This is a genomic window from Poseidonibacter sp., assembly GCF_041821165.1.
Taxonomy (GTDB): Bacteria; Campylobacterota; Campylobacteria; order Campylobacterales; family Arcobacteraceae; genus Poseidonibacter.
Genome location: NZ_JBGUES010000027.1, coordinates 1 through 19,675 on the forward strand (window position 1 = coordinate 1; position 19,675 = coordinate 19,675).

Below are 19,675 nucleotides of genomic sequence, written 5' to 3' on the forward strand. Positions count from 1 at the left end.
CGAAAAAAAACTTTTAAAACATTTATAGTAAATATTTCAGGTATTGGATACCGTTTAAATATTAAAAATAATTTATAAGTTCTAATTGTAACTAATATGTAATCGAGTTATTTTATTATTCCTATACAAATTAATATAGGAAATTAAATGAAAACAAGAAATACTATTTTTATCATTGAATATGCAAAAGGAAGTGATAAAGGTTTTGATGGTTTTAGACCTGATACTAAAGCAATTTTACGAGAAATTGAAAAAGAAACAAAATATAAAACTGAAATTGTGTTTTTTAGACCAAATAAAAAGTATAAACTTTTAGATTATTTAAAGAAAAATGCACATGCAGTAATTTCAAGAATTAATCCTGGTAATTTAAAACAAGTTGATGAGTATTTTCAATTTTTAAAAGCTTTAGGTGATGAAGGTGTAGAAATTCATACACATCCTGATGTAATGATTAACTTAGATTTCAAAGACATTTTAGCTAAATTAAAAGGTACTAGATTAGGAGATGATGAATCATATTTCTATCATAAATTTTCAGATTTTGCATCAAAATTTCCTAATGATTTAAAAAAACATGGTATTAGAGTTTTAAAAACAAACTATGGCTCAACAGGTGAGGGTGTTTATTTAGTAAGACTTCAAGATGATGGTTCTATTGTTTCAACAGAAGCTGTAAATAATGAAAAATATTTTTATGATGATATTCATGAGTTTATTTCTAAATTTGAAGTAAATTTCCAAGATGACAGTGAGTATGCTGAATATTTTGAAGGTAAAACAGGATTTGTTGGTTGTAGATATTTAGAAAGAATTAGTGAAGGTGAAATTAGAGTTTTACTAGTAAATGATAAACCAATTTCAGTTGTTCATAAAAAACCACAAGAAGGTGAGTTTTCAGCAACATTATTCTCAGGTGCAAAATATAAATACGAATCGCCAAGTGAAGGAAAATGGAAAGATGTTGTAACATTAACAACAAAGGGACTTAAAGATTTAAAACCATATTTAAAAGGGCAAAATTATCCTTTATTATGGACTATGGACTATATTCTTGATTATAATAAAGATGGTAGTGATAAATATGTTTTATCTGAAATCAACTGTTCTTGTGTAGGAATAACAACAGAATTACAATATGCAAAAGATGTTGCAAAAGTATTTGTTAAATAGTTAGAGCAAAGAATTATTCTTTGCTCCAAAGTTTTAAAAAGTTTAAAATATCACCTTTAACATAGACATTTGTTGTAATATCATGTTTTGTTTGAGGTAAAATAATAACCTTAGCATTTTTATATTTTCTTAATGCTTTTGTACAATGTCCATCTACTTCATGATTTTTAGTAGCTTTTGAATCATTTGAAAAATACTCATCATGTGTACCTATAATATTTAAAATTGCTTCATCTTTATTTGCCCCAATTTCAAAGTTTTTTGAATAATATGCATTTTCACAAGAGTATGCAGTTACAATTCTTCCTTTAAATTCTCTACCTTTAAATGCAGCTGCTGCTAAGCCACCTTCTGAATTTCCCATAAGAAAAATATTATTTGTATCAATAAAAGATATTTTTTGAAGTTTCTCTAAATTAAAATATATTTCTGCTTGTCTAAACTCATGAACTTTTTCATAATTTTTTAATTTTGTTGGTGTTTCGTATGTAGGTCTATTTTTTACCTTTAATGAATTAGGTGCAAAAAATATAAAACCAGCTTCTTCAACAATCCATTTTCTATAAACAGAACCTTTTCTTAATCCAGCTGATCCATGCATAAAAAGAACAGTTGGAATTTTACTTGTACTTTTAAAATTAGGATAAAGTTTTTTGAACTTTTTTAATGTACCAAAATATGATTCTTTTAAATTACCAAAACCTTTTGGAATACCTATAAAAGCATGTTTGTAGGTATTATCAAAATCTTCAAAACTATTAATTATATTACTATATTTCTTGTTCATAAATGGGCCTTAAAACGAAATTTAGTTATTATATCTTTTAAAATTAAATCATAAATAAAAGAAGAACATTTGAATAATAATATTTTTTTTGAGACTATAAAATGTGAAGATTATGAGGTTTTTAATCTTGAATTTCATAATAAAAGAGTTGCTAATACAATAGCAATGAATTTAAACTTACAAGAGTATATTTACCCTGTAAGTAATGAATGTTTACGTTGTAAAGTTGTTTATGATGAAAGCGGTATTTTAGAAGTAAACTATTTCCCTTATAAAAAAAGAGAAATAAACAGATTTAAACTTGTTTTTTGTGATGATATTAACTATTCAAAAAAATATTTAGATAGAGAAAAACTTGATAAACTTTTTATGCAAAAAGATTCTTGTGATGAAATTATGATTATAAAAAATGGTTTACTAACTGATACAAGTATTGCAAATATTGCAATTTATTACGATGGTCATTGGATTACTCCAACAATACCTTTATTAGCAGGTACTACAAGAGCTAGATTATTAGAAGAAAAGTTTTTAATAGAAAAAGATATTAGTGTAGAAATGCTACAAAATTGTGAAAAAATAGCTTTAATGAATGCAATGATTGATTTTGATATAAAAAAAGATTTTTTACTTAAATAAATAATTATTTTTATATTTAAAATAAGCAAAGTTATCTATTTCATAAGTTATAATATGCCTTAAAAAAATTTAATTATAGGCATAAAAAATGATAACTGATATTCTTGAAAACGAAAATTTTAAAGATTTAGTAACAAAACAGATTAAAGAAACAATAGATTACTTATTAGCACAAGACCAAGAGTTTTCTATAACTGCAAATATTAAGCCAATTGTTTTTACACCAGAACTTCCTAGTGCTATTAAAGAACAATTATCTGATTACTCTTTATTTATTTTAAGTAATTATACATATACAACTGTAAAAGTTGATGAGCATTTTATATCATTTGAAGCTGGATATGGAAGTGAGAACTTTGGTTCTACTGCTAAAGTTCCATTACATTCAGTTTTTCAAATTATAGTTGATGAATCAATCCTTTATTTAAATTCAGTTGCAACTGTTGATAAATTTAATAAAAATACAAAACTAAACTCAATTAATGTGTTTAAAAACAATCCTAATAATAAGAAGTTTAATAAATAGTGAAATACGACAAAGAGATTAAAAAAGCATTTCAGGTTTCAATACCTGTAATGATGGGATATGCAGTTTTAGGTTTTGCATTTGGTTTACTTTTAGTATCTTTTGATTATCCATGGTATTTAGCTCCTATTATGTCCTTATTTATATATGCAGGAGCTTTACAGTTTGTAGCAATTAACTTTTTTAATGTAAAAGCAGGAATGGTTGATATTGCAATTGCAACTTTATTTATAAATATTAGACAATCTTTTTATGGTTTATCACTTTTAAAAAGATTTAAAAAAACTGGAAAATTAAAACCATATTTAATTTTTGGACTAACTGATGAGACATACGCTCTTTTAACAACAATTAAAGATGATGAACAATTAAAAAAAAGATGGTATTACTTTTTTTTAACAGCTTTTAATCAATTCTATTGGTTTACAGGTGCAACACTTGGTGCAATTGTTGGAAGTAATATAAAGTTTGATACAGCAGGTTTAGAATTTTCATTAACAGCACTTTTTGTTGTTCTTTGTATTGAGCAATATAAAAATTTAAAAAATATAACTCCTTTTGTAATAGGTGCAATTGCCTCTATTCTTTCACTTTGTTTTATTCCAAGTGATAAGATGTTAATAGCTTCAATAATTTTTGCTTTAGTATTAATGTTTACATTTAAAAAGAGAGTTGAAAATGAGTAGTTATGAAATATATGTAGCTATTGCTATTATGGCCGTGGTTAATTATTTTACAAGAGTTTTTCCATTTCTATTTTTTAGAAAAAATGATTTACCACCATATGTAGTATTTATTGAAAGATTTTTTCCTGCTGTAATTATGACTATTCTTATATTCTATTCTATAAAAGATATAGATTTTTCTTTAGCTCCTTATGGATTAAAAGAAATAGGGGGAATATTTTTTACTGCTATTTTACATTTAGTATTAAAAAACTATTTGATTTCAATATTTGCTGGAACAATATTTTATATGGTGTTAGTTCAGTACTATTAGATTGCATTTTAGAAGTTTTAAATAAGAAGTTCAATAAGTTTGTGGACGAATCCACAAACTTATTATTTTTTTGGAGCGAATTTAAATAGAGCAGAACCCCATGTTAAACCACCACCAAAGGCATCAAAAAGAACAGTATCACCTGCTTTTATTCGCCCTTGCTCATAGGCATAGTTCATAGCCATAGGAATTGAAGCAGCTGATGTATTACCATACTTATCTACCGTAACTACAGTTTGCTCTTCATTGAATCCTAAAGCATCACCTACAGCTTTTATAATTCTATAGTTTGCTTGATGAGGAATAAAATGATTTATATCTTCATTCGAAAGATTATGTTTTTCCATCATTACTTTAACATCTGATGTTAAAGTTCTAACAGCAAGCTTGAAAGTTTCATTACCTTTCATTTTTATACATGCCATTTTATTATCTAAAACTTCTTGTGAACAAGGATGTTTACTTCCTCCACCTGGAGTTTTAATTAAATCATCATAGTTTCCATCACTTGAACAATTAACATCAATAATAGCTTCTGATTTATCTTCTGTAGCAGAAATGATTGCAGCACCTGCACCATCTCCAAAGATAAAACAAGTACCTCTATCTGTATAATCTAAAATTGAGCTATATGTTTCAGCACCAACGATTAATACATTTTTTTTCATACCTGATTCAATAAATGCTTTTGCAACTGAAGTTGCATAAACAAATCCAGTACAAGCGGCACTTATATCAAAAGCCATAACAGGAGGTAATCCTAGTTTTGATGCAATAAGACAAGCAGTAGAAGGCATACATAAATAATCAGGAGTAACAGTAGCACAAATAACTAAATCAATATCTTCTTTAGCAATTCCAGCACGTTGTATTGCAACAGCTGCTGCTTTTGCACCTAAATCAGAAGATGCTTCATCAGGTTCTGAAATTCTTCTTTCTTTAATTCCAGTTCTTTTTGTTATCCATTCATCACTTGTATCAATAATTTTTTCGAAATCTGCGTTTGTCATAATCTTCGGAGGAATATAAGCTCCAATAGATCTAAAAGCTGCATATGTCATTTACATATCCTTAAATAAAATATACTAATTTTGATATAAAATTAATTATTTAGTATATAGAGCTAGACTCTTTTCAATATTTTCATTTACATTAGAACTTGCTGCATTAATTGCTTGTGAAATAGCATTTTGTATAGCTTTAGGGTTAGATTTACCATGCGCAATAATAACAGGTGCTTTAACACCTAATAGTGGAGCTCCACCATATTCTGCGTAATCAACTCTAACTTTTAAGTTTTTAAATACTTTTCTCATAAGAACTGCACCAGCAATTGAAATAAGAGATCTTTTTAAATTCTTTTTGATGATTTTACCAATAGTGTCTGCAACACCTTCGGCTGTTTTAAGTAGAATATTTCCTACAAAACCATCACAAACCACAACATCAACTGTTCCTTTGAAGATATCAGAACCTTCAACATTTCCTGCGAAATTAGGAATCTTTGATATTAAACCATAAGCTTCTTTAGTAACTTCATTACCTTTACTTTCTTCTTCACCATTAGATAATAATCCAATAATTGGATCATCAAGATTTAATACATCAGATGCATAAACCTGTCCCATAACAGCAAATTCAAAAAGATTTTTAGCATCACTATCTACATTTGCACCAACATCTAATACTAATGTGTTTTGATTCTCACTAGTAGGCATTAATGTTGCAATTGCAGGTCTTGAAACACCTTTTAATCTTCCAATTCTAAGAGTTGCTAAAGACATTGAAGCACCAGAATGTCCAGCAGATACAACAGCATCAGCATTTCCATCTCTAACAAGTTCAATTGCTTTATAAATAGTAGAATTTTTTCTTTTAAGTGCGTCAGTTGCAGAATCACTCATACTAATTACATCATCTGTATCTAGTATTTCAATTCTTGACAAAAAGTTTTGAGGTATTAAAGGTAGTAATTCATCTTTTTTACCTACTGCTATAGCAGTAAAGTTATTGTAAGTTTTTAAAGCTGCAATAAGCCCATCAATGATAGGTTCAGGACCGAAGTCCCCACCCATTGCATCTATTGCTATTTTATGCATTAGTTTTTGTATTCACCAGTAGTTGGATTAACCATGTGAGGCATTTTCCAAGTTCCATCAGTGTCTTTAACTGGTCTTTTTAATGTAATTTTGTAGTGTGTTCTTCTTTTAGCTGCTCTTGAATGAGATACTCTTCTCTTTGGTACTGCCATTTTATCTTTCCTTAAAATTCTTTTTCAAAATTATCACCATCTTGTAAACATTCGTCACAGATGTAATAATCGCTTTTAATTGAGTCTAGTTCACTTTGAATTAATTCATCAAAATCAACTAAACTATTTTCCATTTCTATTACTAAATCCTGAGATTCAGTATTACTGTATACACCATCGCTTAATAAAAAATCTAATTTCTCATCAACATTGATTGTATTACTAATACCACATCTAGAACAATCAACTTCAGTAGTACCTTGTAATACTGCGTCAATTTTTACTAACGATTGCGATATTTTACAAAAAGTACCTTCAATTTTAACTGAAGCGTATTCATATGATAGCTCTTTAGGGCTTTGTGGTACTTTTTTAAATTCAATTTTCATTATAAAGTTGTTTAATTAATCAATAATTAACAAATTTCTTTTTGTGCAAAGAAGAAATTAATTTCGTTTGCTGCATTTTCTAATGAATCTGAACCATGTACTGCATTTGCATCAATAGATTCAGCGAAATCAGCTCTGATAGTTCCAGCTGCTGCTTCTTTAGGGTTAGTTGCACCCATTAAATCTCTATTTTTTGTCATTGCATCTTCACCTTCTAAAACAGTTACTACAACTGGTCCAGAAATCATGAATTCTACTAAATCTCCAAAAAATGGTCTTTCAGCGTGTACTGCATAAAATGCTTCTGCATCTGCTTTGCTTAATTGCATTTTTTTAGTTGCAGCTATTCTTAATCCAGCGTCTTCAAATCTTGATAAGATTTTTCCAACAACGTTTTTTGCTACTGCGTCAGGTTTGATGATTGATAATGTTTGTTCCATAGCGTATATTCCTCGATTTTATATTATAAGTCGTGGATTGTATCTAAAAAATAAAAAAAAGGCAAGTAATTAAAATTACTTGCCTTTTTGTGAGTTACGAGAGTTGTTTTAACTAATATTAAATATTAGTCTTCAACACAAGGTTCACCAGCTGTTTTACCTTCTCTAACTGGGTTAGTTGAGTTGTCTCTATCATCCCATTGGATACATCCCTCAGTAGGACATGCATCAGCACATGCTGGAGCATCATTGTCACCAATACACTCAGTACATGTTTCTGGGTTTACATAATAAATATCTTCACCTGTTGGGTTCTCATCATTGTCTACAATTGATTCTGTAGGACACTCGTCTAAACATGCATCACAACTAATACAAATATCAGTAATTTTTACTGCCATATATAACTCCTTAATAAAATTTAAAAAACTTTATCACACAAAGTATAAAATTAACTTTAAAAGAGAAATATTATCAATTGAGAATAGACAAAATGAATAATTTGAAACAATTTAAACAAAAATAAAATTTTAAAACTAATTTATAAATTTATAAAAAATAAAATATATGATATAAAGGATAAAGTTTATCTAAGAATAATTATTTACAAATTTACAAATTTAAGCTAATAATAATTGTAATTTAAAAAATATGTTATATAATTGTATTCAAATTTATTAAATTAAAAGGATTATAAATGTTAGTAACTAAAAAAGCTCCAGATTTTACAGCTACAGCTGTACTTGCAGATGGTCAAATTGTTGAAGATTTTAACTTATATGAAAATATCGGTGAAAATGGTGCGGTATTATTTTTCTACCCATTAGATTTTACTTTTGTATGTCCATCTGAAATTATTGCATTCTCTAAAAGAATTGAAGAGTTCTCTTCAAGAGGTGTTTCTGTAATTGGTGTTTCTGTTGATTCTCAATTTTCTCACTTTGCATGGAGAGAAACTGATGTAAACAATGGTGGAATTGGAAGAATTAAATATCCATTAGTTGCTGATTTATCTAAACAAATCTCTAGAGATTATGATGTATTATTTGGTGAATCTGTTGCATTAAGAGGTTCTTTCTTAATTGACAAAGATGGAACTGTTAGACACTCAGTAATTAATGACTTACCATTAGGAAGAAATATTGATGAAATGATTAGAATGGTAGATACAATGTTATTTACTAACGAGCATGGTGAAGTTTGTCCTGCTGGTTGGACTAAAGGTGACGAAGGTATGAAACCATCAACTGAAGGTGTTGCAGAATACTTAGGTAAAAATGAAGGTAACTTATAATAGTTAATCTCTTTATGTAAAAGGTATCAATTCATTGATACCTTTTTTTTTGTCAAAATTTTAAAATTATTGACAAATTTTCAAATAAACACTACAATATCAATATTACTATTACTAAAACTACTAAAAAACTACTAAAACTGCATACTTATATTATGTAAAATTAAAGGTAACTAAACTCATGGAAGAGTCAAAAACTCAGAGCAAAACTAAAACTGTAAGAAAAGCTAGAACTCATATACCTGTTGAAGGGTATAAAATAGAGCAATTAAGAGAATTTTCACTTGAAGAACTTTTAAATATTGCAAAAGAATTAGACGTAGAAAACCCACAAGAACTTAAAAGACAAGATTTAATGTTTAATATTTTAAAACATCAAATTGATGCTGGTGGATTTATTTTATTTACTGGAATATTAGAAATCAAAGAGGGTGGATTTGGATTCTTAAGAGCAATTGATGGTAACTTCTCAGATACATCAAACGATTCTTATGTTAGTGCAACTCAAATTAGAAAGTTTGCATTAAGAACAGGTGATATTGTCTCAGGGCAAGTAAGACCTCCTAATAAAGATAGTGAAAAGTATAATGCACTATTAAAAATTGAAGCAATAAACTACCTACCTATTAAAGAATCTAAAAACCGACCATTATTTGATAACTTAACTCCTTTATATGCTACTGAAAGATTTAAATTTGAATATGATTCAAAAAGAATGACAGGTAGAATGTTGGATCTTTTTGCTCCTATGGGTAAAGGTCAAAGAGGATTAATCGTAGCTCCTCCTAAAACTGGTAAAACTGAACTTTTAAAAGATTTAGCTCATGGAATCTCTAGAAACCATCCTGAAGTTACTTTAATGGTTTTATTAATTGATGAAAGACCTGAAGAAGTTACAGATATGCAAAGATCTGTAAAAGGTGAGGTTTACTCTTCTACGTTTGATTTACCTGCACATAATCATGTAAGAGTTGCAGAAATTGTAATTGAAAAAGCAAAAAGACTTGTAGAAATGAAAAAAGATGTTGTAATTCTTTTAGATTCAATCACAAGACTTGCACGTGCTTATAATACAGTAACTCCAAGTTCTGGAAAAGTACTTTCAGGTGGTGTTGATGCAAATGCTTTACATAAACCAAAAAGATTCTTTGGAGCTGCTAGAAATATTGAAGAGGGTGGTTCTTTAAGTATTATTTCAACTGCATTAATTGAAACTGGTTCAAAAATGGATGAAGTTATTTTTGAAGAGTTCAAAGGAACTGGAAACTCAGAAGTTGTATTATCTAGAAATGCTGCTAATAAAAGAGTTTATCCTGCACTTGATATTATTAAATCAGGAACTAGAAAAGAAGAATTACTTCTTTCTCCTGAAATTTTACAAAAAACTTGGATACTTAGAAATGCAATTGCATCAATGGATGAAGTTGAAGCTCTTAAATTTTTATATTCAAAAATGCAAAAAACAAAAGATAATGAAGCGTTCTTCGCTGGAATGAACGAATAAAAGTAAGCTATTAATAGCTTACTTTCTTTATACCTACTTTCTAAAAATAACAAATATAAAATTAATATGTAACTTTCTTGCTTAACATTACTCTTATGTACTTTTCTATAATATTTCAGGCTGATATAAGGGTATTTAATGATAAATATAAAAAATTTGAACAAATATTATGGTGATGTAAAAGTTTTAAATGATATTTCAATTGATATTAAAAAAGGTGAAATTTTCGCTATTGTGGGACATAGTGGCGCAGGAAAATCAACACTTTTAAGATGTATTAATGGACTTGAAAACTATAAAGATGGATCACTGCTAGTAAATAATAAAGAAATAAAATCTTTAAAAAAAGAAGAATTAAGAGAATTTAGAAAAAATATTGGAATGATATTTCAACATTTTTCATTAATTCAAAGAAAAACTGTTTATGAAAATGTAGCTTTACCTATGCAACTTTGGGGATATTCTAAAGAAGAAATTTCAAAGAAAGTAAAAGATCTTCTTACATTAGTTGGACTTGAGCATAAATTAGAATCTTATCCAAGTGAATTAAGTGGTGGTCAAAAACAAAGAGTTGCAATTGCACGAGCTTTAACATTAGACCCAGAAATTTTACTTTCAGATGAAGCAACATCTGCACTTGACCCAAACACAACAGTATCTATTTTAAATTTATTAAAAGAGATTAATGAAAAACTAAATATTACTATCATTTTAGTAACACATGAAATGGAAGTAGTTAAACAAATTGCACAAAAGTCACTTTTATTAGAGCATGGAAATATTATTGGTTTTGATGATACTGAAGAACTATTTTTAAAACCAGATGCAAAAATGAAAGAGTTTTTAGGTGAAAGTGAAGTCGTACCAAAAGATGGAGTAAATATAAAACTATATTTCCCAAAAGATAATGCTTTTCAATCTTTTATAACTTCAATGGCAAGAAATCTTGATATGGATTTTAATATTGTATGGGGAAAACTAGAAGAGATTAATACTCATATTGTTGGAAATATTGTAATTAATATTAAAGATAATGAAAAAGATAAGGTTTTAGAATATATGAAAGATAAAGATATTGTTTGGGAGGTATTATAATGCTTGATATTTTATTACCAGCATTTGGAGAAACAGTTTATATGTCTGCTGTATCTACTTTTTTTGCTGTTATTATTGGATTTATTTTTGCCATTATTTTGATTTTAACTTCAAAAGGTGGATTAAGAGAAAACTTAAAAGTTTACTCTGTATTAGATGTTGTAATTAATACTTTAAGATCGTTTCCTTTTATCATTTTAATGATTATACTTTTTCCTCTTACTAAGTTTTTAATTGGAAAAAGTATTGGAACAACAGCTGCAATAATCCCTTTAACAATTGGAGCTGCTCCTTTTATTGCAAGATTAATTGAGAGTGCTTTAAAAGAAGTTGAAGTTGGAGTTATTGAAGCTGCTAAATCATTTGGTGCAAGTGATTTTCAAATTATCTTTAAAGTGATGTTAGTTGAAGCACTTCCTGCTATTATTTCAGCAATCACTTTAACACTTATTACTGTAATTGGTTTTTCTGCAATGGCTGGTGCTGTTGGAGGAGGAGGTCTTGGAGATGTTGCTATTAAATATGGTTATTATAGATTCCAAACAGATACTATGATTTATACTGTATTAATTTTAATTGCACTTGTTCAAGTTGTACAAAGTTTAGGCGATTATTTATATAAAATTACAAAAAAATAAAGGATAGAAAACATGTTAAAAAATATTTTAAAAGTATCATTAGCATCAGTATTAGCATTTGCAATTACTGGTTGTAATGAAAAAGAAGAGAAAAAAGTTGAAACAAAAGTTGCAGTTGAGAAAAAAACTACAATTAAAATTGGTGCAACACCTGTTCCTCATGTAGAGATTTTAGAAGCTGTTAAACCACTTTTAAAAGCTAAGGGTTATGATTTACAAATTGTTGAATTTACTGATTATGTAACTCCAAATATCGCTGTTGATGAAGGTGAATTAGATGCAAACTTCTTCCAACATGCACCTTATTTAAATGAGTTTAACGCTAATAAAAACACTCAATTAGTTAAAACTGTAAATGTACACTTAGAGCCAATGGGTGTTTATTCTAAAACATTAAAAGACATAAAAGAATTAAAAGATGGTGCTACAATTGCAGTTCCAAATGATCCTACAAATGAAAGTAGAGCTTTAGATATTTTAGTAAAACAAGGTTTATTAACATTTAATGATGTTGCTTTAAAAACTGTTGTTGATATTAAAGATAATCCTAAAAACTTAAAAATTAAAGAGTTAGATGCTCCTCAATTACCAAGAGTTTTAGATGAAGTTGATGCTGCTATTATTAATACAAACTATGCTTTATCTGCTGACTTAAATCCATTAAAAGATGCTTTAGTACTTGAATCAAAAGATTCTCCTTATGCAAATATTGTGGTTGTTAAAAAAGGTAATGAAAATACTGATTACATTAAAGCTTTAAACGAAGCTATTAATTCAGATGAAATTAAAAAATTCATTAAAGAAAAATATAATGGTTCTATTGTAGAAGCATTTTAATTTAAAGGGAAAGTAATCTTTCCCTAAAATAATGTAAATAATAAACACTAATGCTAAAATATGTATAAAATATATACATAAGTATAATAAATATACATATATTCGCTACAATGTGCTTTCAATTAGAAAATAAAAGGAAAGCACATGTCATATTTTGAAGACGTATTCGATTATCTTAAGAGATCAAGTCCTGCACAAACTGAGTTTTATCAAGCGGCAGAAGAAGTACTATACTCTTTAAAACCACTACTAGAAAAATATCCACAATATAAAAAACATAAAATTATTGAAAGAATTGTTGAACCAGAAAGACAAATTATATTTAGAGTTAACTGGGTTGATGATAATGGAGAAATCCAAGTAAATAAAGCATTTAGAGTTGAGTTTAATTCAGCTTTAGGTCCATATAAAGGTGGTCTTAGATTTCATCCAAGTGTTAATGCAGGTGTAATTAAATTTTTAGGTTTTGAACAAATTTTTAAAAATGCATTAACAGGACTTCAAATTGGTGGAGGAAAAGGTGGAAGTGATTTTGATCCAAAAGGAAAATCTGACAATGAAATCATGAGATTTTGTCAAGCCTTTATGAGTGAATTATATAGACATATTGGTGCAAATACTGATGTTCCAGCTGGAGATATTGGAGTAGGTGCTCGAGAAATTGGATATATGTTTGGAATGTATAAAAAACTTGCAAATAGATATGAAGGTGTACTAACAGGAAAATCACTAAAATGGGGTGGTTCTCTAGCAAGAACAGAAGCAACTGGATATGGGTGTGTTTATTTTGCTAAATATATGTTAGAAGCAAGAGGTGAAACATTAGAAGGTAAAAAATGTGTTGTTTCAGGTTCTGGAAATGTTGCTATTTATACTATAGAAAAGTTATATCATTTAAAAGCATTACCAATTACATGTAGTGATTCTAAAGGAATGATTATAGATGAAGAAGGTATTGATTTAGAATTACTTAAAGAGTTAAAAGAGAAACAAAGAGCAAGATTAACTGAATATGTAAAATATAGACCTAATGCAAAATATATTCCTGTTGAAGAATATAAAAAAGGTATGAATGGTGTTTGGTCTGTACCTTGTGATGCAGCATTCCCAAGTGCTACACAAAATGAATTAAATTTAGAAGATGCAAAAACACTTTTAGAAAATGGATGTACTTGTGTAAGTGAGGGTGCAAATATGCCTTCAACTGCTCAGGCTGTTGATTTATTTATTGAAGCTAAAATAGCATATGGACCAGGAAAAGCTGCAAATGCTGGTGGTGTTGCTACAAGTCAATTAGAAATGGCTCAAAATGCTTCTATGCTTGCTTGGACTTTTGAAGAAGTTGAAGCAAAACTTGAAAGAATTATGAAAAATATTTTTGATTCTGCAAGTTCAACTGCAGCTGAATTTGGACAACCTACTAACTTAGTTTTAGGTGCTAATATTGCTGGATTTAGAAAAGTTGCTGATGCAATGATTGAGCAAGGTTTAGTATAATTTTTATGTAATACTCTTTTTTGAGTATTACATTTATCATTATAAAATTATTAGTTTTAAAATCCTTAAAAAAGTAGTTTATTATACAGATTAGTCTCTATTATTTAAAGTTATTTATGCTTTAATAGAATACTTAAATAAATAGGATTTTTATGAAGACTAATATAAATTATTTCAAGGATTTAGAATCATTTATTTCTCAAATAAATAATTTAAATACTGAATATTTATTATTAGTAGCTACAAATACACTTATTGAAATAGAAAAAATAAATACTTTAAATATTACAGGTGCTATATTTCCTGAAATCATTTATGAAAATAAACTTTATGATTCAGGCTTAATTGCTATTGAAATTAAGAATAATATGAAAGTCCACTTTTATGATGATATTTCAAAAACATATGACTTTTATAAAACCTTTAACTCTACAAAATCAATAATCACTTTATTAGATGGTATTTCTATTTATAATGAAAGCTTTTTACAAAATCTCTTTTGTAATGTAAATATTAATACAAATATTATTGGTGGTGGAGCAGGTACAATTAATGGTAAAAATAAAAAAGTAATATTCAATAATAAAGGTTTTTATAATAATAGTGCGATTTTATTAAGCCTAGAAACTTCTATTAATATCGGAGTTAAACATGGTTGGGAATATTTAACAGGTCCTTTTGTAGTAACTTCAAGTGAAAAAAATATTTTAAAACAATTAGATTATAAAAGTGCATTTAATACTTATAAGAACATTATTGAAAAAGATTGCGGTATTGTTTTAACAAAAAACAATTTTCAAGAGATATCACAAAATTATCCAATTGGAATTGTAAAATATATGGGTGAACAAATTGTACGTGATCCTATCTCTTATGAAAATGGAAATTTAGTATTAGTAGGAGAAATTTCTAATAATTCAATAATTAATATTTTAAAAGGTGATAAACAAAAACTTTTAGACTCTGCAAAAGAAGCTACAACACAAGCTTTAAAAGAAGATTGTGAATCAATTATTATATTTGAATGTATTTCAAGAAAAGAGTTTTTAAAAGATAAATTTGATGAAGAGTTAAATAATATATTTTCTTTATTACATAATCAAAAAGGAATTGGTGCTGTTACAATTGGTGAAGTTGCAAATAGTGGAAATAGATATATAAACTTTTTTAATAAAACTTGTGTGGTAGGTGGAATATGCTTTTAAATGAGTTGTCAGTTTCCTTTAAATGTCATAGTTCTATTGGAAATAGTTTAGATCTTACTTCTATGATGGAAGAAGTTATTCGAACATTTATGCAAGAAACTTATGCTATTTATGGCGCTTCTTATTTATTAACTAATGGCATTGAAAAAATTATTTCAATAGGTAAAGAAGTTTCTTATAATATAGATAATTTACCAAATAAATTTAATGATGATATTTTAATTGAAAAGTACAATACACATTTAAATATCTTATATTATAAATTAGAAAATGCTTTAATTGTATTTATTTATGATAAAAACATAAACTTAAATTTTATTATTGCAATGTATAAAAACTTTAAAAGAAAATTGAATCTTGCAATAGATTCATGCTTAAATGTAATGAGTTTAGAAAAAAAGAATTATGAATTAAATATCTTAACTAATAATCTAAAAGAAGAAGTAAAAAAAGAGATTAATCTTAACAAAGAAAAAGAAAGGCAAATCTCAGAGCAATTAAAAATAATTGAAATGGGTGAATTAATTGGAAATATTGCTCATCAATGGAGACAGCCATTAAGCGCAATATCAACACTTGCAAGTGGAATGCAATTAAAAAAAGAGATGAATATTTTAAATGATAAAGAGTTTTTTGATGATAGTAATTCTATTATAAAAAATACACAATATTTATCAGATACAATTGATGAATTTAGAGAGTATATTAAACAATCACATAGAAAAAAAGATTTGATTATTCAAAAAAGATTTTCATCTGCAATTAAAATAGTTACATCATCATATAAAGAAGAAAATATTAAAATTATTGAAGAGTTTATGGAACCTGAACCTTTAAAGATAAATTTAATTGCAGGTGAATTATTACAAGTTTTTTTATCAATATTAGATAATGCAAAAGATGCTTTGAAAAATAGTATTAATGAAGTTGAAAAATGGGTAAAATATTCAATAAAGAAATCAACAAAAAAAGTCTTTATTACTATTGAAGATAATGCAGGTGGAATAAATGAAAAGATTAAAGATAAAATTTTCAATCCTTATTTTACAACTAAACATCAATCTCAAGGCACAGGAATTGGGCTTTATAATAGTTATGATATTGTTGTAAATCGTTTATTTGGTAAAATATATGTAGAAAACACTAAAAATGGTGCAAGATTTATTATTGAATTACCCTTAATAGAATAAGTAAAGGAATATATTATGGAAGAAATTAAAAAAACTGATATAGAAAAAACTGAAACGATATTAGTTGATTTAGATAAAATTGAAAAACTAGTTAATAAAGTTGCAGATTTAGTAATTACAAACTCTATGATGTCTCAAAAAATTGAGAGTTTAAATGATGAAGAAGATAAAAGAAATATGTCTGGAATAACAACTTTATTTGAAAGACATATTAAAGAAATTCAAGATTATGCAATGGAACTTAGAATGATAAATATGGCAAGTATTTATGAAAAATTTCCTTTGTTAATAGAATCAACTGCTAGTAAATATAATAAGAAAATTCAAATAAATACATCTGGAAATAATACTAAAATTGATAAAAGTATGCTTGAATCTTTAGATGAAACTTTGAAATTAATTTTAGAAAATTCACTTATACATGGTATTGAAGAACCAAAAATAAGAATTGAAAAACAAAAAAATGAAATAGGATTAATATCTGTAAATACAGAACAAATTAATGGACAAATTGTAATTACTATTAAAGATGATGGAAAAGGTATTGATTTAGAAAGTATTGTAAATAATGCTTTAGAAAAGTTATTTATAAATGAAGATGATTTAGAAAATATGAGTGATAATGATAAATCTGCTTTAATTTTAAATGAAAAATCAATGTCAAAAGTAAAAGAGTATGTTGAAAAAATAAATGGACAATTATTTATTGAAACGAAAAAAGATAGAGGAACAACTGTAACAATTTTTATACCTTTAACTTTATCAATTTTAGATGGCTTAAATATTAGAATTGGTGAACAATATTTTATTTTACCAACTACTTCAATTATTGAATCTTTACAACCTACAAAAGATATTATTAAAAGTGTAGGAGATGGTTCTTCGGAACTATTAATATTAAGAGAAGATTTTATTCCAATAATTAGAATGAATCAATATTTAAATATAAAAGGTCAGCATACTAATTTAACAGATGGAATGATTATTGTTGTAAAAGCTGGAAAAGAAAAAGTTGCATTATTTATAGATGAATTTTTACATCAACAACAAATTGTTGTAAAAGCAATTGATAAAAACTTTAGAGATGTAATTGGTATTAGTGGAGCAACGGTAAGAGGAAATGGTTCTATTGGTTTAATCATTGATGTTAAGAGTATTGTTGATGATAAAAGATAAGTAATTTATTATATTTAAAGCATTATTTTTTATCTAGAATTTTAAGCTTTTTTGATATAATCTACCTAAATTAAGAATAAGGTACAACTTGAAAGTAGGTGTGTTTGATTCAGGTTTAGGTGGATTAACTGTTGTTAGTGCCATTACTGAAGTATTTAATGGTGCAGATATATTTTATGTTGCAGATACTGCACATGCACCTTATGGGCAAAAAGCACCCGAACAAATTCTAAAACGATGTTTAGAAATCACAAACTTTTTAATAAATAAACATGAAATAGAAGCTTTAATAGTAGCTTGTAATACAGCAACATCTGCTGCAATTTCTTATTTAAGAGAAAATTTCCCTACACTTATTGTTATTGGAACAGAACCTGGAATTAAACCAGCAATTGAATTTACAAAAACTGGTAATGTTGGTGTTTTAGCAACACCTGCTACATTAAAAGGTGATAAATATCAATTATTGGTAAATCAATTATCAATGAATAAGTCTGTTAGATTATTTGAACAAGCTTGTCCTGGTTTGGTTGAACAAATAGAAAAAGGTGAAATCTCTTCTAAAAAAACAACTTTAATGCTTGAAGATTGGCTAAAACCTATGAGTTTAAACTCTGTTGATACAATAGTTTTAGGATGTACACATTATCCTTTAGTAAATGAAACTATTAAAAAAATTATGGGTGAGAATATAAATCTAATTGATACAGGTTGCGCAATTGCTAAAAGACTAAAATTACTTAGTGAAGATAATGGGCATATAAATGAAGGTTTATTAAATATTTGTATCTATTTTACAGGTGAAATAAATACTAATATGGTGAATAAAATATTTAAAACAAGTGAACAAGGTGACAAAATCATGATTAGGAAATATGAGATATGAGTGAAATAACACAAGATAGAAAAGTATTAGCTTTAAAATATAGACCACATACTTTTAAAGATTTAGTTGGTCAAAGTACAGTTTCACAAACTTTATCATTAGCCTTAGATTCAAATAGATTATCTCATGCATATTTATTTTCAGGACTAAGAGGAAGTGGTAAAACTTCAACTGCTAGAATCATGGCAAAAGCTTTATTATGTAAAGAAGGCCCAACATCAAATCCTTGTGAGGTTTGTGATAATTGTTTAAGTGCAAATGCAAATAGACACTTAGATATTATAGAAATGGATGCAGCTTCAAATAGAGGTATTGATGATATTAAAGATTTAATTGAACATACTAAATATAAACCAAGCTCTGCTAGATTTAAAGTCTTTATTATCGATGAAGTTCATATGCTTACTACTCAAGCTTTTAATGCACTTTTAAAAACATTAGAAGAACCTCCTGGTTTTGTAAAATTTATTTTAGCAACAACTGATCCATTAAAACTTCCTGCAACAATATTAAGTAGAACACAGCATTTTAGATTTAATAAAATTGCAACAGCAGATGTTATACATCACTTATCACATATTTTAAATGAAGAAAATCTTGAATTCCAAACAGCTGCTTTAGAAATTCTTGCAAGAACTGGACAAGGAAGTTTAAGAGATACCTTAACTTTACTTGATCAAGCAATTATTTTCTCAAAAGGTGAAATTACAACAAATACTGTTGTTGATATGTTAGGTTTAATTGATCCAAAAGTTATGGATAATATTTTTACAACTGTATTAAATAAAGGTGATATTACTTCAATTGTAAAAGAGTTAGAAGTATATGAAATATCTCAAGTTTGTGATGAAATGTCAATTTATTTAAAACATAAAATGATGCAAAAAGATGCAAGATTTGATATCTTATTATTTGATAGATTTTTTAGAATAATTGGTGATGCAAAACAATTATTAGCAATTAATTCAGATGGTGGATTTGTATTAATTTTAACTTTACTTAAAATGATTGAAGCAACAAATTTAAAGACTATTGATGAAATTATAAATCAAGTTCAAACTTTAGAAGTAAAAGAAGAAAAAATTACTAGAAGAATTGAAACTAGAGTTGAACCAAAACCTGAGCCAATTGTTGAACAAAAAGTTGAAC

General features: G+C 27.1%; 23 protein-coding genes. 16 read left to right on the forward strand and 7 right to left on the reverse strand.

Annotation, left to right across the window (positions count from 1 at the left end; translation table 11 throughout):
- The first annotated feature begins 147 nt into the window (after positions 1 to 147).
- On the forward strand, positions 148 to 1,173 hold the full coding sequence (locus tag ACERKK_RS03890; protein ID WP_373771771.1) for a Cj0069 family protein: 1,026 nt from the start codon (positions 148 to 150) through the stop codon (positions 1,171 to 1,173).
- Between the two features lie 13 nt (positions 1,174 to 1,186).
- Here the strand turns inward: ACERKK_RS03890 and ACERKK_RS03895 are convergent, their stop codons facing one another.
- A complete protein-coding gene (locus tag ACERKK_RS03895) occupies positions 1,187 to 1,960 on the reverse strand; it encodes a hypothetical protein (RefSeq protein WP_373771772.1) in 774 nt (257 codons plus the stop codon).
- A 69-nt stretch (positions 1,961 to 2,029) separates the two neighbouring features.
- Between ACERKK_RS03895 and ACERKK_RS03900 the strand changes: the two genes are divergently transcribed.
- The 4 genes from ACERKK_RS03900 to ACERKK_RS03915 all read left to right on the forward strand — a co-directional run bounded on the left by ACERKK_RS03900 (position 2,030) and on the right by ACERKK_RS03915 (position 4,124).
- On the forward strand, positions 2,030 to 2,599 hold the full coding sequence (locus tag ACERKK_RS03900) for an aminotransferase class IV family protein (protein WP_373771773.1): 570 nt from the start codon (positions 2,030 to 2,032) through the stop codon (positions 2,597 to 2,599).
- A gap of 88 nt (positions 2,600 to 2,687) precedes the next feature.
- Positions 2,688 to 3,125, forward strand: coding sequence for a hypothetical protein (locus tag ACERKK_RS03905; protein WP_373771774.1), 438 nt, complete (start codon positions 2,688 to 2,690; stop codon positions 3,123 to 3,125).
- Positions 3,125 to 3,811 carry an AzlC family ABC transporter permease gene (locus ACERKK_RS03910; protein WP_373771775.1) on the forward strand — a complete coding sequence of 229 codons (687 nt, stop codon included), beginning with the start codon at positions 3,125 to 3,127 and terminating at the stop codon, positions 3,809 to 3,811. Before ACERKK_RS03905 ends, ACERKK_RS03910 begins: the two co-directional genes overlap by 1 nt.
- Entirely contained in the window at positions 3,804 to 4,124 is a 321-nt protein-coding gene (locus ACERKK_RS03915; protein WP_373771776.1) for a branched-chain amino acid transporter permease, read from the forward strand. The genes ACERKK_RS03910 and ACERKK_RS03915 overlap by 8 nt, the downstream gene beginning before the upstream one ends.
- A 62-nt stretch (positions 4,125 to 4,186) precedes the next feature.
- Here ACERKK_RS03915 and ACERKK_RS03920 read toward each other — a convergent pair whose 3' ends face one another.
- The 6 genes from ACERKK_RS03920 to ACERKK_RS03945 form a co-directional block, all read right to left on the reverse strand.
- Positions 4,187 to 5,185: a beta-ketoacyl-ACP synthase III gene (locus ACERKK_RS03920; RefSeq protein WP_373771777.1), complete on the reverse strand. Its 999-nt coding sequence runs from the start codon at positions 5,183 to 5,185 to the stop codon at positions 4,187 to 4,189.
- Between the two features lie 45 nt (positions 5,186 to 5,230).
- Entirely contained in the window at positions 5,231 to 6,223 is a 993-nt protein-coding gene (plsX, locus tag ACERKK_RS03925) for a phosphate acyltransferase PlsX (RefSeq protein WP_373771778.1), read from the reverse strand.
- A complete protein-coding gene (rpmF, locus tag ACERKK_RS03930) occupies positions 6,223 to 6,375 on the reverse strand; it encodes a 50S ribosomal protein L32 (RefSeq protein ID WP_373771779.1) in 153 nt (50 codons plus the stop codon). The genes plsX and rpmF overlap by 1 nt, the downstream gene beginning before the upstream one ends.
- A gap of 11 nt (positions 6,376 to 6,386) precedes the next feature.
- A complete protein-coding gene (locus ACERKK_RS03935; RefSeq protein ID WP_373771780.1) occupies positions 6,387 to 6,764 on the reverse strand; it encodes a hypothetical protein in 378 nt (125 codons plus the stop codon).
- Between the two features lie 26 nt (positions 6,765 to 6,790).
- Positions 6,791 to 7,204, reverse strand: coding sequence for a nucleoside-diphosphate kinase (gene ndk / locus ACERKK_RS03940; protein WP_373771781.1), 414 nt, complete (start codon positions 7,202 to 7,204; stop codon positions 6,791 to 6,793).
- Between the two features lie 125 nt (positions 7,205 to 7,329).
- On the reverse strand, positions 7,330 to 7,605 hold the full coding sequence (locus ACERKK_RS03945; RefSeq protein WP_373771782.1) for a 4Fe-4S dicluster domain-containing protein: 276 nt from the start codon (positions 7,603 to 7,605) through the stop codon (positions 7,330 to 7,332).
- A gap of 296 nt (positions 7,606 to 7,901) precedes the next feature.
- On the opposite strand from ACERKK_RS03945, the gene ACERKK_RS03950 reads away from it, so the two are divergent.
- The 11 genes from ACERKK_RS03950 to ACERKK_RS04000 form a co-directional block, all read left to right on the forward strand.
- Complete coding sequence (locus ACERKK_RS03950) at positions 7,902 to 8,498, forward strand: peroxiredoxin (RefSeq protein WP_373771783.1); 597 nt, start codon at positions 7,902 to 7,904, stop codon at positions 8,496 to 8,498.
- 181 nt (positions 8,499 to 8,679) lie between these two features.
- Positions 8,680 to 10,002 carry a transcription termination factor Rho gene (rho, locus tag ACERKK_RS03955; RefSeq protein WP_373771784.1) on the forward strand — a complete coding sequence of 441 codons (1,323 nt, stop codon included), beginning with the start codon at positions 8,680 to 8,682 and terminating at the stop codon, positions 10,000 to 10,002.
- Positions 10,003 to 10,140: 138 nt separating this feature from the next.
- Positions 10,141 to 11,097, forward strand: a complete 957-nt coding sequence (locus ACERKK_RS03960) for a methionine ABC transporter ATP-binding protein (protein ID WP_373771785.1) — start codon at positions 10,141 to 10,143, stop codon at positions 11,095 to 11,097.
- Positions 11,097 to 11,735: a methionine ABC transporter permease gene (locus ACERKK_RS03965; RefSeq protein WP_373771786.1), complete on the forward strand. Its 639-nt coding sequence runs from the start codon at positions 11,097 to 11,099 to the stop codon at positions 11,733 to 11,735. Before ACERKK_RS03960 ends, ACERKK_RS03965 begins: the two co-directional genes overlap by 1 nt.
- A gap of 12 nt (positions 11,736 to 11,747) precedes the next feature.
- Complete coding sequence (locus ACERKK_RS03970) at positions 11,748 to 12,572, forward strand: MetQ/NlpA family ABC transporter substrate-binding protein (protein WP_373771787.1); 825 nt, start codon at positions 11,748 to 11,750, stop codon at positions 12,570 to 12,572.
- Positions 12,573 to 12,716: 144 nt separating this feature from the next.
- The gene (gene gdhA / locus ACERKK_RS03975) at positions 12,717 to 14,069 is read left to right on the forward strand and encodes an NADP-specific glutamate dehydrogenase (protein WP_373771788.1); all 1,353 of its coding nucleotides are present in this window, start codon (positions 12,717 to 12,719) and stop codon (positions 14,067 to 14,069) included.
- 152 nt (positions 14,070 to 14,221) lie between these two features.
- The gene (locus tag ACERKK_RS03980; RefSeq protein WP_373771789.1) at positions 14,222 to 15,274 is read left to right on the forward strand and encodes an FIST signal transduction protein; all 1,053 of its coding nucleotides are present in this window, start codon (positions 14,222 to 14,224) and stop codon (positions 15,272 to 15,274) included.
- Positions 15,265 to 16,464 (forward strand): sensor histidine kinase, encoded by a 1,200-nt coding sequence (locus ACERKK_RS03985; protein ID WP_373771790.1) that lies wholly within the window; start codon positions 15,265 to 15,267, stop codon positions 16,462 to 16,464. The genes ACERKK_RS03980 and ACERKK_RS03985 overlap by 10 nt, the downstream gene beginning before the upstream one ends.
- Positions 16,465 to 16,479: 15 nt before the next feature.
- Positions 16,480 to 17,640 (forward strand): chemotaxis protein CheA, encoded by a 1,161-nt coding sequence (locus ACERKK_RS03990; RefSeq protein ID WP_373771791.1) that lies wholly within the window; start codon positions 16,480 to 16,482, stop codon positions 17,638 to 17,640.
- A gap of 88 nt (positions 17,641 to 17,728) precedes the next feature.
- The gene (gene murI, locus ACERKK_RS03995; RefSeq protein ID WP_373771792.1) at positions 17,729 to 18,526 is read left to right on the forward strand and encodes a glutamate racemase; all 798 of its coding nucleotides are present in this window, start codon (positions 17,729 to 17,731) and stop codon (positions 18,524 to 18,526) included.
- Positions 18,523 to 19,675, forward strand: a 1,153-nt coding sequence (locus ACERKK_RS04000; protein WP_373771793.1) for a DNA polymerase III subunit gamma/tau, incomplete at its 3' end; no start/stop codon positions are given. The genes murI and ACERKK_RS04000, both read left to right, overlap by 4 nt.

Bases quoted from the DNA above. Each gene is read 5' to 3' on its own strand.
- ACERKK_RS03890 (WP_373771771.1), top strand. From the start codon at position 148: ATGAAAACAAGAAATACTATTTTTATCATTGAATATGCAAAAGGAAGT.
- ACERKK_RS03895 (WP_373771772.1), bottom strand. From the start codon at position 1,960: ATGAACAAGAAATATAGTAATATAATTAATAGTTTTGAAGATTTTGAT.
- ACERKK_RS03905 (WP_373771774.1), top strand. From the start codon at position 2,688: ATGATAACTGATATTCTTGAAAACGAAAATTTTAAAGATTTAGTAACA.
- ACERKK_RS03915 (WP_373771776.1), top strand. From the start codon at position 3,804: ATGAGTAGTTATGAAATATATGTAGCTATTGCTATTATGGCCGTGGTT.
- ACERKK_RS03920 (WP_373771777.1), bottom strand. From the start codon at position 5,185: ATGACATATGCAGCTTTTAGATCTATTGGAGCTTATATTCCTCCGAAG.
- plsX (WP_373771778.1), bottom strand. From the start codon at position 6,223: ATGCATAAAATAGCAATAGATGCAATGGGTGGGGACTTCGGTCCTGAA.
- rpmF (WP_373771779.1), bottom strand. From the start codon at position 6,375: ATGGCAGTACCAAAGAGAAGAGTATCTCATTCAAGAGCAGCTAAAAGA.
- ACERKK_RS03935 (WP_373771780.1), bottom strand. From the start codon at position 6,764: ATGAAAATTGAATTTAAAAAAGTACCACAAAGCCCTAAAGAGCTATCA.
- ndk (WP_373771781.1), bottom strand. From the start codon at position 7,204: ATGGAACAAACATTATCAATCATCAAACCTGACGCAGTAGCAAAAAAC.
- ACERKK_RS03945 (WP_373771782.1), bottom strand. From the start codon at position 7,605: ATGGCAGTAAAAATTACTGATATTTGTATTAGTTGTGATGCATGTTTA.
- ACERKK_RS03950 (WP_373771783.1), top strand. From the start codon at position 7,902: ATGTTAGTAACTAAAAAAGCTCCAGATTTTACAGCTACAGCTGTACTT.
- rho (WP_373771784.1), top strand. From the start codon at position 8,680: ATGGAAGAGTCAAAAACTCAGAGCAAAACTAAAACTGTAAGAAAAGCT.
- ACERKK_RS03960 (WP_373771785.1), top strand. From the start codon at position 10,141: ATGATAAATATAAAAAATTTGAACAAATATTATGGTGATGTAAAAGTT.
- ACERKK_RS03965 (WP_373771786.1), top strand. From the start codon at position 11,097: ATGCTTGATATTTTATTACCAGCATTTGGAGAAACAGTTTATATGTCT.
- ACERKK_RS03970 (WP_373771787.1), top strand. From the start codon at position 11,748: ATGTTAAAAAATATTTTAAAAGTATCATTAGCATCAGTATTAGCATTT.
- gdhA (WP_373771788.1), top strand. From the start codon at position 12,717: ATGTCATATTTTGAAGACGTATTCGATTATCTTAAGAGATCAAGTCCT.
- ACERKK_RS03980 (WP_373771789.1), top strand. From the start codon at position 14,222: ATGAAGACTAATATAAATTATTTCAAGGATTTAGAATCATTTATTTCT.
- ACERKK_RS03985 (WP_373771790.1), top strand. From the start codon at position 15,265: ATGCTTTTAAATGAGTTGTCAGTTTCCTTTAAATGTCATAGTTCTATT.
- ACERKK_RS03990 (WP_373771791.1), top strand. From the start codon at position 16,480: ATGGAAGAAATTAAAAAAACTGATATAGAAAAAACTGAAACGATATTA.